Below are 12169 nucleotides of genomic sequence, written 5' to 3'. Positions count from 1 at the left end.
GCCGCGAAGATGCCGATTTCGAGGAAGGGCGAGCCGGGGTCGATCAGGCGGGCGATCCTTTCGCGCGGCAAAAGCTTGCCGCGGCTTTGATGAAGGTCACGCGCCTTTTCGCCGCCCCCGGCGAGGGACAGGGCGGCGGCGGTGCGGACGGTTTCGAGGGCGGCGAGGTTTGCCTCGCGGTTGGCGCGGAAGGTCTCCGACCGCTGAGAGATGGCCGAGGACAGGATCGTCATGCGCGCATCGCCCCCATCATCTCACGCCCGATCAGCATTCGGCGGATTTCGCTGGTGCCCGCGCCGATCTCCATCAGCTTGGCGTCGCGGAAAAGGCGGCTGACCGGCGTTTCGTTCATGAACCCGGCGCCGCCCATGGCCTGGACCGCCTGATGGGCGACCACCATCGCCTCTTCGGACGCGTAAAGCACGCAGGCGGCGGCGTCTTGCCGTGTGACCTCGCCCCGGTCGCAGGTCCTTGCGACTTCGTAGGTATAGGCGCGGGCGGAGTTCAGTTTGGTGTACATGTCGGCGATCTTGGCCTGCATCAGTTGGAAGTTGCCGATGCTCTGGCCGAACTGCTTGCGGGAGGCGAGATAGGGCATGATTTCGTCGAGGCAGGCGGCCATGATCCCGGTGCCGATCCCTGAAAGCACTACACGCTCGTAATCGAGGCCGGACATCAGGACACGCACGCCTTTGCCTTCGGCGCCCAGCACGTTCTCGAACGGAACCTCGACGTCTTCGAAGACCAGCTCAGCCGTGTTCGAACCGCGCATGCCGAGCTTGTCGAAATGCTTCGAGGTGCTGAACCCCTTCATAGTCTTTTCGACGAGAAAGGCGGTGATCCCCTTCGACCCGGCTTCGGGGTCGGTCGTGGCGTAGACGACGAGCGTATCGGCATCCGGCCCGTTGGTGATCCAGTACTTCGTGCCGTTCAGGACGTAGTATCCGTTGCGCTTCTCCGCGCGCAGCTTCATCGACACGACATCCGACCCCGCCCCGGCCTCCGACATCGCCAGCGCGCCGACATGTTCGCCGCTGACGAGGCCGGGCAGGTATTGGCGCTTCTGCGCCTCGGTGCCGTTCAGCTTGATCTGGTTGACGCAGAGGTTTGAATGCGCGCCGTAGCTGAGGGCCACCGACGCCGAGGCGCGGGCGATTTCCTCGACTGCAACCACATGGGCGAGATAGCCCATTCCGGCGCCGCCGTAGTCTTCGGACACGGTGATCCCCAGAAGGCCGAGGCTGCCCATCTCGGTCCACAGTTCTGCGGGGAATTCGTTCTTCCGGTCGATGTCCGCAGCCATCGGTCTGACACGGTCCTGCGCCCAGGCGTGGACCATGTCGCGCAGGGCGTTGACCTCTTCACCGAGGTCGAACTTCATTGAAGCGTTGAACACGCTACTCCCCCCTCATTCCGCGGCGATGGCCATCGTGTCATGGCCTTCCAACCTTGCACGGACTTCCGCCCGCCGCGTCATCTTCTTTTCGAACGACGCCTCCTTGACCGGACCATAGCCCCTGATCTGCAAGGGCAGCATCAGCAATTCGCGGACAAGATGCAGATTTTCTGCTGTCAGTTTACTGGCAGCCAAGGCCAGATCATCCTCGTAAAGCGCGATCAACTGCCGTTCCAGCTTGCGGTCGGCGGTATGGCCGAACGGGTCGGCCCACGTTCCGCGCAACACCTTCAGCCGGGCGAGCAGGCGGAACACGGGCAGAATCCATGGCCCGAACTCGCGCTTCTTCGGTCGGCCATCGGCCGCCTTGCCGGGCAGCATCGGCGGAGCGAGGTTGAAGGCGATGCGGAAGTCGCCATCGAAGACCTCTGCCAGCGAGCGGCGGAACTCCGGTGCGGCGTAGAGGCGGGCGACCTCATACTCGTCCTTGTAAGCGAGGACGCGGGCATAGGTGATGGCGACCTGACGTTTCAGGTCGTTGTCGGCGATCTTCTCCACCCAGCTGCGATAGCGATTGGCCAAAGCCTCGTTTTGATACGCCCGCAGATGCGCCGCGCGATGCTCCACGATGTCCTCGGTCGACATCGCCTCAAGTGTGGGGCGGGACTGTGCATTCGCCAGCTTCTCGATCCGGGCGGGGTCATGCGCCAGAACCCGGCCCCAGTTGAAAGCGTCGGTATTGGACTTGACGGATACCCCATTCAGTTCGATCGCCTGCAGGATCGCATCTCGCCCTATCGGCACCAGGCCGCGCTGCCAGGCGTAGCCGAGCATCATGAGATTGGCCCCGATCTCATCGCCGGTAAGCCGCGCCGCGAGGCCGGAGAAATCGAGGAAATGGCTGGTCGACCTGACCGACTTTGCGACGCTTCGTTCGACGGCCACCTCCTGGAAGTCGAAATCGCGGTTGCGGATGAAGTCGGAAACCGGGGTGATGCGGGTGTTGAGGATAGCTTCCGTCCGCCCCGGATCACATAGAACGATGCTCTCCTTCGACGCCGCCACCACCGAATCCGCCCCAAGCAGCAGGTCCGCGCTGCCCGCCGCAATGCGCGGTGCGGCGACGGGACGGTCGGGTCGCGAAATACGGACGTTGCTCAGAACGGCGCCGCCTTTCTGGGCGAGGCCCGCCATGTCGAGGATCATCGGTATCTTGCCTTCGACGTGCGCAGCCATGCCAAGGATCGCCCCGATGGTCAGCACGCCCGTGCCGCCCACCCCGGCGACCGCAAGGTTCCAGGCGCGGTCGATTTCCGGAAGGACGGGTTCGGGCAACGACGCCACCTCTGGCCCACCTTCGGCCCTGTGCTTTCTCAGCTTGCCGCCGCGCACCGTCACGAAGGACGGGCAGAAGCCTTTGAGGCAGGAATAATCCTTGTTGCACATCGACTGGTTGATGCGCCGCTTGCGGCCCATTTCGGTCTCTTCCGGCTCGACCGCGACGCAGTTCGACTTTTCGGAGCAGTCCCCGCACCCTTCGCAGACCTCCGGGTTGATCCAGAGGCGCATGTCGGGGTCTTCCATCGTGCCCCGCTTGCGCCGCCGCCGTTTCTCGGCGGCACAGGTCTGTTCAAAGACGATGACGGTCACGCCCGGCACTTCCCGAAGCTCAACCATCACCACGTCAATATCGTCCCGGTGGCGGATTTGGGTGCCTGGCGCCAGTTCGGCGGCGGTATAGAGGTCGGGCCGGTCGGACATCAGCACGATCCGGGCCACGCGCTCGTGATACATCTGATGCGTGATCTGCTGCGGGGTCAGAACCCCGTCCACCTGTTGCCCGCCGGTCATTGCCACGGCATCGTTGAACAAAATCTTGTAAGTGATGTTCGCACCCGCTGCGACCGACTGCCGGATGGCAAGATGGCCGGAATGGAAGAACGTGCCGTCGCCCAGATTGACGAAACGGTGCTTCTCGTCAGTGAACCGGCTGATCGCGGTCCACGGCACGCCTTCCGCGCCCATATGGGTGAAGGTCTCGGTCCGGCGGTCCATCCACTGCACCATGTAATGGCAACCGATCCCGGCCATGGCTTTCGACCCTTCGGGCACCCGCGTCGAGGTGTTGTGCGGACAACCCGCGCAGTAGTACGGCTGGCGAACGACCGGCGGGATGTGGGCAGTGCCCCGGTCTTCCGCCGCATAAAGGTGCTCGGCGCGGCGGCGAAGGTGGTCGGCAAGCCCCTCGGGAAGGTCGAGACGCAGAAGGCGTTCGGCAATCGCCCGCGCAACCTGCGCCACGGTCAACCCGGCGGAGAGGCTGAGGAACGGTTTCCCCGTCTCATCGAACTTCCCGACGATGCGGGGCCGCACATCCGCCCGCCAGTTGAAGAGCTGCTGTTTGATCTGGTTCTCGATGATCTCGCGCCGTTCCTCGACGATCAGCACCTCTTCCAAGCCTTGCGAGAAAGCGCGGATGCCTTCGGGTTCCAGCGGCCAGGGCATCCGGACCTTGTAGAAGCGGAGGCCAATGATCGCCTGTTCCTCGGGGCCGATCCCCAATTCGGCCAGCGCCTGCCGCACGTCCTCATAGGCCTTGCCCGAGGCGACGATGCCAAAACGGGCGCGGGGGGTGTCGATGATTACCCGGTCCACGCCGTTGGCCCGGGCAAAGGCGACCGCAGCATAGCCCTTGTGTTCCTGCAGCCGTTCGTCCTGCTCCAGCGGCTGGTCGGGCCAACGGAGGTTCAGCCCGCCGGGGGGAAGCTCGAAATCCTGCGGCAGTCTGAACTGGCGCTGCTCCTGTGCAAGATCGACGACAGTCGTGATCTCGACCGTTTCCGAGATGACCTTGTAGCCGACCCAGCACCCGGAATATCGCGACATCGCGATGCCGAGGAGGCCCATCTCAAGGAATTCCTGCACAGAAGACGGATAAAGCACCGGCATGATGGCCGAGATGAAGGCATGATCCGACTGATGCGGGATGGAGGACGACTTGCAGGTGTGGTCGTCGCCCGCGATGGCAAGAACGCCGCCGTGACGCGCGGTTCCCGCGGCATTGGCATGCTTGAAGACGTCCCCCGACCGGTCTACCCCCGGCCCTTTGCCGTACCAGATGCCCAAGAGGCCGTCCTTGCGCGCTCCGGGCGAAAGATGCAGCTGCTGGCTGCCCCACACGGCGGTGGCCGCCAGATCCTCGTTCAGGCCGGGCTGAAAGACGACATCGTGCCGGTCAAGGAACTTCTTCGCCTTGATCAGTTGCTGGTCATAGCCGCCAAGGGGCGAGCCGCGGTAGCCGGAGATGAAGGCGCCCGTATTCAGCCCCGCCGCCCGGTCCCGCCGCATCTGGGTCATCGGCAGCCGGACCAGCGCCTGCGTGCCGGTCAGATAGACCGCGCCGCCTTCGGCCGTGTATTTGTCGTCGAGCGTGATGGCCATCCGCGTCTCCTCTCAAAGGTCCGCGTAGTTCTGCTCGCCGATACCTTAGCCCGAACCGCGAAAAACAAGGTCGTTATTGTTGACCTGTTTGACGCTGGAATGGATACAATGTATCTTCATGGTAGCAAGATTTCTTCATATGTTGCCGCAAGACAGCCAGTTGGCTTCTAGTGTATCAAGATCGGGGCGAAGATGGAACTTGACGATTCGGATCGCCGCATCCTGCGCGCGATCCAGGCCCAGCCCGAACTCACGATGCGCGAACTGGGCGAGGCGACGGGGCTAAGTCATTCCCCCTGCTGGCGGCGGCTGCAAAGATTGCAGGACGAAGGCGCCGTCAGCGCCCGGCGCTTCGTCATCGACCCCGAGGCTGTCGGCTATGAGATACTGGTCTTCTGCTTCGTCAAGATCACCCACCACCAGCGTGAACGCCTGAAAGCCTTTGAAGAGTCAGTGGCAGGCGTGCCGGAAATCCTGCAGTGCTACTCGCTCAGCGGCGAATTCGACTATGTCCTGCAGGTGATCGCGCCCAGCATCAGGGACTATGAGGCGACAGTGAAGAACGCCCTTGTGGAACTGCCGAACGTGCAGTCGATCTACACCAGCGTCACCCTCAAACGCGTCAAGCATAGCCTGAACGTTCCGATCTGACCGTCAGACACCGTCAGATCGAGGAGCGCTCACATCGGCAGAGCCATTTCCGACCGGCACCACCCCATGACAACGTCAAGTGGTGTGAATGCCGCTAACTGCGGGAGCAAATGCCTCGGAAACACAACGCAATTGGATCTACGGCGAAATTCTATGCCGGATAGCCATAGCGTTTGATCGCCTGCCAGATATCGAGGTTCAGCGCTTGTATCCGGGAGATGGAGGCATCAATGGCGGCCAGCTCATCGGCATCGGCGCGGTCGGCCCGGCCGATGCGCAGGTCGTCCTTGCGGTCGGCGATCCGCATCAGGATCGTGCTGACAGTGCCTTGGGTCGGATCAAAGCTGTAGATGCAGTGGTTGTATTTGTTCCGAAGCGGCGCCTCTTTCTGGAACCGTTGCGTCAGGGCAAGGATCGCCTTGCGCTGATCCGGCGGGGTGCAGGGCAGCTTGGCGAGCCTGTCCACCAGTTCCAGCCGTGCGCGGGTGGTGTTCACGGTCAGGAAGATGACCATTGCCACGTCCTTGGTCATGCCGCCCAGGCCCGCGATCAGGTGGATCAACAGGCTTTCGGTATTCGTCCAGACATAGTTCAGCGTTCCGGTGCGCAGCAAAAGCCCCTGCAGAAGCGCGTCCGCGCTTTCAAGAGACGGGGCCGGATCGGCAGGCATGTGTCAGGCCCCCTCGTGCTGTCGGTAGCGAAGGGCCGCATCGGTCCGGTTGCGGGCGCCCAGTTTGGAGATCGCGTGATGCAGGTGCAGCTTCACCGTATGTTCGGACAGAAAGAGCCGTTCCGCTATGTGCTTGTTCTGAAATCCTTTCGCGACCAGTGCCATTACCTCGCATTCACGCGGCGTAAGATTGGCGGGCGCGCCAGCGGGGGCCTCGGCAGTGTCGGGTTGCGGAGCGAGCTCTGTGGCAAGAAGGAGTTCGGATGGCACGAAGGGATAGCCGGTCAACATCAGCCGCACGATGGTCAGCCAGGATTCGATGTTCAGATCCATCGGCAGAAAACTCATCCCCTTGGGCACGCCGGGCCGCCCGCCCATCATCTGAATGACGCGGCGTGCGTCACGAAACGCTATGGCGATGTTGGACCGCAGATCGAGACGCAGACTGTTCAGCACAGCCCCGTCCATCTTGGGCCACGACGTTTCATCCACGATAACGAGCTGCGGGCGAAGATCACCGCCTGCGATCGCCGCGGCGAGATCGGCGGTCGTGGGCAGCCGAAGATAGCTGCAGCCTTCGACTTCGGATTCCATGAGGCGGCAAAGGCAATCGGGGAACTGAATTCTTGAGCCGACACAGATGACAAGCACAGAAGTGGTGTCATGCACTACAGAAAGTTTGTCGACGCCGAAAAGACGCAGATCTTTGTCCATAATCCCTCCCCAGGAAACAAGCTTCCATGGTCAGTGATGGCTCATCGCCGAGGAAACGGCCTCAACGGCCTGCGGAAACAGCGACATGGCCAAAAATGTGCCAAAACAATGACGGCAGCATATCTCAGCAGGGGTCTATTGCAAATAGATCGAACGATCAGGTTATGCTTTTGTTCTCGCGACGCCGCCCGCTTTGGTTAGGGCAACTATGAAGGATTGGACTAGTCCGTTCGGCGCGCGGCGAATCGTCAGACCAGATCGAAATGGCAGGCGCTCCGCGACCGACCCGAACAGAACGGGCGTCTTCAGTGAACTCTGCGTCAATGGTGCAGAACTAAGGTAATGACAACTCGGCGAAATCGCTCAGAAGTTGTCGGCTTAGTCAGAATTGGTGGCTGTGACGCCCCCGCCCTCGGAGGCACAGTCATGTCGTCGGCATTTGTGTCGGCATAGGATGAAGTCATTTCAGGCCGCGTTGCTGCCAGCAGTTTGTCAAGGCCGGTTTTTCCGGCGCATCAGACTGCGAACAGTGTCGGCGCAAGGCGATTGCTGACACCACAAAGCGCGTTTCATTCAACGTGTGGTTGCGCAGTCGCATGAAGACATCGCCCGTGCTGCCGCCTGTGTCGATGCAGATGTAACCCGTCCCGAAGGATGCCACTTGGAAATGATCGGTGGTGATCGGGACCGTCAACACGGAGATCTACCATGAGCAATCGCAACCAAGCCCAAAACATGGTCTGGGCCCCCTTCGACCCGTGGGATCAGGACCAGGATCAAGAGCAGGATCAGCACCAGGGCCAAGGCCAAGGGCAGCTGCAAGGTCAAGGCCAGGAACAAGGTCAAGGCCAAGGGCAGGACCAAGGGCAGGGCCAGCACCAGTACAGCTACAATGAGTCCGACAATGCCAACGGCAACGCCAATGGCAACGCCAATGGCAACGCCAATGCGAACGGCAACGGTAACCTGAACGGCAACGCCAATGGCAACCTGAACGGCAACGCAAACCTGAATGCGAACGCCAACCACAATGCTGCAGCCAACGCGGCCAACAACACCGCGAATAACACGGCCAACAACACCTCGAACACCAACGTGACCACCACAGTGAGCACGACCGTCGATCTGGGCGAATTCGTGCCCGAAGACAATGACTTCGCTGACATTGACCTGCACCACAGCTCCACCGGCGATATCATCTCGATGCAGGCCGGCGGTGATGCCAGCTATTCCTACGTCTACGATCCGGGCAACGACATGACCTTCCGTGACGTCCTGAACGGCGGCATGGGCGGCGAAGGCAACGACACCGCAATGGTGTTCGGTCAGTCCAACACTCTGGAAGACAATGACAACCTGTCGAACGTGAGCCTGAGCAACGACGGCACATTCGAGCAGAACGGCAACGCCACGGCCGAGGGCGCATCCGCCGGTCCGGGCATTGACGCGGGCGGGTATGCCAGCGGTTCGGGCGGTGAAGCCTATGCGGACGGCGGGGACTCGGGCCATGCGCTTGCCGTTGGCGGAGACGCCTCGTCGGGTGCGCTGAACCTCGGGCTGTCGGCAGCCGGGTCTGAAGGCGGTGCTGGCGGCAACGGCGGTGATGCCGGGGCGATTGCCCTTGGGGTCGGTCTGGGCCTTGGCGTCGGTGCCGATGGCGGCGATTCCGGTGACGCGGGCGACGGCGGCGACGGGACCGGCGGTGATGCCGGAGCGATCGGCGTGGGCCTTGGCCTTCTGGGCATCGGTCTGGCCAATGCCGAAGGCGGCGACGGCACTGGCGCTGACGGCGGTGACTCTGGCGATGCCGGCGACGGCGGCTATGGCAACGGCTGGGGCGGTGGCTATGCCGGAGCCGGGGCGACCGGTGGCACTGGCGGAGCAGGTGGCTATTCCGGCGCGGGCAGCCAGAACCAGGGCTATGCCGACGGTGGCACTACCACGGCAGGCGATGCATGGGCGACCAGCGGGGCCGGTGGCGCCGGTGGCTATGCCGATGCCAGCGTGGGCATCTGGGGCGGCGACAGCGGCCAGTGGGGCTCGGGCAATGCTGGCGACGGCATTGTGAATGCGACCTCCGAAGCGATCAACGACGCCTCGGTCCTGACCTCGGCCTTCAACCAGAACATCACGCTTGGTGCCAACATCCTTGGCAACACCGTCGACATGACCGTGGTTGGCGGCAACCTGACCTCGACCCTGACGACAGCAGGCGACGACATCGGGGTCTGAGCGACCTTTGGCCCCGCAGGATCCGTGAACCGGATCAGGCGGGGCCTTCCCACAAGAACGGTCAGCCCGCGCGGGCCTATGTTCCGGCGCGGGCTGACCACCCCTAGGGCCAATGCGGACAGGCAATTGCGCCCGTTCAGGTTCTGTGGAGGCTGATCATGCAAGTCGACATGACGACCCAGGAAATCTGGCATTTCATCGGATCATTTCAGCAGATTACCGAAGCTGCCCGCGGGCGGACAAACTATGACGCCTACAAGGCGCAGAAAGCCCAGCAGACTGAAGGCGAACTTGAGTTTCTTAACACACCGTTCAAGGCACCTTTCAAGGTGGGCGAGTTCCATCCGGGCGTGCGGATCGATGTGTCGTCAGATCACACCGTGACCCCGCTGACCAAGGCCCCACCCTACTATCCGGTTCAAACCCCGGTTGTTCAGGTGCCGCTGCCCCTATCGGTGCCGTTCCTTGATCCCTCCATCCCTATAGCGCCGGGGCTCGGGCCCTACGGGTTCTACTTCGTGCCGCCGCCGCCAGCGTCCGTTGCGGTGGTCTTCGGGCAACTGAACGTCTTGTCCGATCAGGACATCCAGATCCAGCACGACTTCGGGATCAACTTCGCGTCGTTTTCGACCTTTGACGCGCCGATGGCAGCACTTCTGGACAAGGCAGACGCGCTGGACCCGCTGGGCGACTACGACCATCCGTCTGATGTGGCGGCGATCAAAGCGGTCGGCTGGCAGATCGCAGACGATATCACGGCTATCACGGCAAGCGATGATGCCACAGTGATCGAGGACGGCGATGTCTGGGGCGTGCATGTCAACGGCGTGGTTGCCGATGCGATGCCGGTCCTTGCCGATCACCTGCCAGAGGTGCCGGAACCGGTAAACGTGCCGCCCGGCTCAAGCTGGGAGGATCAAGTGACGGCCGAGGCGAATGCCGATCCCGCCCATATCGCCATCACCGGCGGCAACTCCTTGGTAAACGAGGTCGTGCTGACCGCTTCGTGGCTGGATGCGCCGGTCATGCTGGTGCAGGGCGACTACATGTCGGTCAGCGTGATCTGCCAAATCAACGTCGTGTCGGAACATCTGGACGCGAACCACGGCCCTGCGGCCCAAAGCCAGATGATCAACGCCGCCCTGCAGAGTGTCACGGCCAGCCCCCTACCCGAGGTGCCGCCCGAAGACCTTGGGCAGTTCCCGACCTCGTGGACTGTCACCACGCTGCACGCCGACCTCGTCGTCTGCAACTGGATGACGCAGCAGAACTTTGTAATCGACCACGACGTCTTGAGCCTGACCTGGTCGGGAGCATCCACATTCCTGCGCCTTGGTGACAACACCTTGATCAACGTCGCTGACCTTCTTGAACTGGGTCAGGGCTATGATCTCATCGTCATCGGTGGCGACGTGATCAACGTGAGCATGATCCGCCAGATGAACGTCCTTCTGGACGCCGACTGGGTGGCGACCGAGGGCGGCTCGGCAACCGTGTCCGCCGGGGGCAACCTCCTCTGGAACGGTGCGCAGATCACCGGCACCGGGCAGGACAGCATGCTGGCGATGGACCAATACCATGCCGATCTCGCCAATGCCGTGATGACAGGCACAACCGGGGCGGTCCCGATGGCGCTGACCGATGCGGCCTTCGAAGGCAGCGGAACCCTGAACGTCCTCTACATCACCGGCGACTACCTCACCGTGAGCGTGATCGACCAGACCAACATCCTGGGCGACGCCGATCAGGTGGCAGCTCTCGCGACCGAGGCGACCTCCGACAGCGGAGCTGAGGTTTCGGTGATCACCGGGTCGAACGCGCTGGTCAATCTGGCGACGATCAACACGGTCGGCGTGGACAGCGAGATCCACGTCGGGGGCGACATGTATTCCGACGCCGTGATCTATCAGGCCAATTTCATTGATGAAAATGCAGTCGACCCTTATGCCGCCCTGGGCCCCGCCGCGCTTGCATCCGAAGCAGTGCTGTTTCTGGCCGACGGGATGGTGACGGATGATGAGGCGCCGCCCGCCTATGCCGCGGATGCCGCATTGAACAGTGGACAACTTGACGGAGTGAACGCCGTTCTGGTGTGACCCGCGCCCGAAGGGGGGACGAGTATTGAAAGACCTGCCGATCGAAGACAGATACCCGACGTTGCAGCTGCGCGCCGATCAGCGCGTGGACCGTGGCCGTCGCCCCAAATCCCGGATCACCCTGCTTCTCGCTTCGATTCCCGAGGCGGAAACGGCCGAGGCCCCGCAGGCCCGGATACACGGCGACGAGCCCTCCGGCCCGCAGGGCGCGCCAGAGGGCAAGCCCGCACCACGCAGCGATGCGCCGGTGCCCGCGAACGGCGGGGGTGATGGCGGAGCCAAGCCGCCGCAATTCCACCGTCGCGTCGGACCCACGGACTTCGGCAAAAGCCTGACGGCAGGCATCGCCGCCGTGCGCCGCAACCTGATTGCGGTGATGGTGTTCACCTTTGCCACCAACATCCTGATCCTGGCGATCCCGATCTACCTGTTCCAGATTTCGGACCGGGTGCTGACCAGCCGGTCGGTGGATACGCTGGTCATGCTGACCGTGGTGATCGTGGGCGCGATTGTCCTCTACGCGATCTTCGACGCAGTCCGCCGCTTCATCCTTATGCGCACCGCCGTCGAGGTGGCCGTCCAGATGGGCGCCCCGATCCTCAGCGCTGCGGCGCGGGCATCGCTCCACAGCAACGGGCGTGAGTATCAGACGCTGGGCGACCTGCAGACACTCCGCTCGTTTCTGACCTCGGGCACGCTGATGTCGTTCCTCGACGCCCCATTCGCGCCGATCTTCGTTTTGGGTGTCTTCCTGGTGCATCCTGATCTTGGCATGATCGTGGTCGTCACGGCGCTGACGCTGTTCGTACTGGCGATGGTGAACCAGCGGCTGACCGCCCGGCATTTCACCGAGGCGAACATGCATCAAAGCCGCGCGAACCTGCATCTCGACAGCATGTCGCGCAACAGCCAGATCATCAACGCGCTGGCGATGATCCCCGAAGCGGTGCGCATCTGGGGCAAGGACAC

General features: G+C 62.7%; 8 protein-coding genes and 2 pseudogenes. 4 read left to right on the top strand and 6 right to left on the bottom strand.

Features of this window, described 5'->3' with window-relative positions:
• The 3 genes and pseudogenes from ACRCSW_RS03720 to ACRCSW_RS03710 form a co-directional block, all read right to left on the bottom strand.
• Positions 1 to 233, bottom strand: a pseudogene (locus tag ACRCSW_RS03720) (methylcrotonoyl-CoA carboxylase); the annotation flags it as partial.
• Positions 230 to 1396, bottom strand: a complete 1167-nt coding sequence (locus ACRCSW_RS03715; RefSeq protein ID WP_438702698.1) for an isovaleryl-CoA dehydrogenase — start codon at positions 1394 to 1396, stop codon at positions 230 to 232. The pseudogene ACRCSW_RS03720 and the gene ACRCSW_RS03715, both read right to left, overlap by 4 nt.
• A 12-nt stretch (positions 1397 to 1408) precedes the next feature.
• Positions 1409 to 4837, bottom strand: coding sequence for an indolepyruvate ferredoxin oxidoreductase family protein (locus tag ACRCSW_RS03710; RefSeq protein WP_438702696.1), 3429 nt, complete (start codon positions 4835 to 4837; stop codon positions 1409 to 1411).
• 192 nt (positions 4838 to 5029) lie between these two features.
• Here ACRCSW_RS03710 and ACRCSW_RS03705 point away from each other — a divergent pair, with 192 nt between their 5' ends.
• Entirely contained in the window at positions 5030 to 5488 is a 459-nt protein-coding gene (locus tag ACRCSW_RS03705; protein WP_438702694.1) for an Lrp/AsnC family transcriptional regulator, read from the top strand.
• Positions 5489 to 5639: 151 nt separating this feature from the next.
• Here ACRCSW_RS03705 and ACRCSW_RS03700 read toward each other — a convergent pair whose 3' ends face one another.
• The 3 genes from ACRCSW_RS03700 to ACRCSW_RS03690 all read right to left on the bottom strand — a co-directional run bounded on the left by ACRCSW_RS03700 (position 5640) and on the right by ACRCSW_RS03690 (position 7566).
• Complete coding sequence (locus ACRCSW_RS03700; RefSeq protein WP_438702693.1) at positions 5640 to 6158, bottom strand: hypothetical protein; 519 nt, start codon at positions 6156 to 6158, stop codon at positions 5640 to 5642.
• Between the two features lie 3 nt (positions 6159 to 6161).
• Positions 6162 to 6872: a response regulator transcription factor gene (locus ACRCSW_RS03695; RefSeq protein WP_438702691.1), complete on the bottom strand. Its 711-nt coding sequence runs from the start codon at positions 6870 to 6872 to the stop codon at positions 6162 to 6164.
• 460 nt (positions 6873 to 7332) lie between these two features.
• On the bottom strand, positions 7333 to 7566 hold the full coding sequence (locus ACRCSW_RS03690; protein ID WP_438702690.1) for a hypothetical protein: 234 nt from the start codon (positions 7564 to 7566) through the stop codon (positions 7333 to 7335).
• 14 nt (positions 7567 to 7580) lie between these two features.
• Here ACRCSW_RS03690 and ACRCSW_RS03685 point away from each other — a divergent pair, with 14 nt between their 5' ends.
• The 3 genes and pseudogenes from ACRCSW_RS03685 to ACRCSW_RS03675 form a co-directional block, all read left to right on the top strand.
• Complete coding sequence (locus ACRCSW_RS03685) at positions 7581 to 9104, top strand: hypothetical protein (protein ID WP_438702688.1); 1524 nt, start codon at positions 7581 to 7583, stop codon at positions 9102 to 9104.
• 158 nt (positions 9105 to 9262) lie between these two features.
• Positions 9263 to 11200, top strand: a complete 1938-nt coding sequence (locus ACRCSW_RS03680) for a hypothetical protein (RefSeq protein ID WP_438702687.1) — start codon at positions 9263 to 9265, stop codon at positions 11198 to 11200.
• Between the two features lie 25 nt (positions 11201 to 11225).
• Positions 11226 to 12169: pseudogene (locus tag ACRCSW_RS03675) on the top strand (type I secretion system permease/ATPase); the annotation flags it as partial.

The organism is Tabrizicola sp., from assembly GCF_051645465.1.
Taxonomy (GTDB): Bacteria; Pseudomonadota; Alphaproteobacteria; order Rhodobacterales; family Rhodobacteraceae; genus Tabrizicola.
Note: the sequence above shows the minus strand (reverse complement) of the source record. Positions and strands in the feature narration are given on the sequence as shown.

Bases quoted from the DNA above. Each gene is read 5' to 3' on its own strand.
- ACRCSW_RS03680 (WP_438702687.1), top strand. From the start codon at position 9,263: ATGCAAGTCGACATGACGACCCAGGAAATCTGGCATTTCATCGGATCA.
- ACRCSW_RS03685 (WP_438702688.1), top strand. From the start codon at position 7,581: ATGAGCAATCGCAACCAAGCCCAAAACATGGTCTGGGCCCCCTTCGAC.
- ACRCSW_RS03710 (WP_438702696.1), bottom strand. From the start codon at position 4,837: ATGGCCATCACGCTCGACGACAAATACACGGCCGAAGGCGGCGCGGTC.
- ACRCSW_RS03695 (WP_438702691.1), bottom strand. From the start codon at position 6,872: ATGGACAAAGATCTGCGTCTTTTCGGCGTCGACAAACTTTCTGTAGTG.
- ACRCSW_RS03705 (WP_438702694.1), top strand. From the start codon at position 5,030: ATGGAACTTGACGATTCGGATCGCCGCATCCTGCGCGCGATCCAGGCC.
- ACRCSW_RS03700 (WP_438702693.1), bottom strand. From the start codon at position 6,158: ATGCCTGCCGATCCGGCCCCGTCTCTTGAAAGCGCGGACGCGCTTCTG.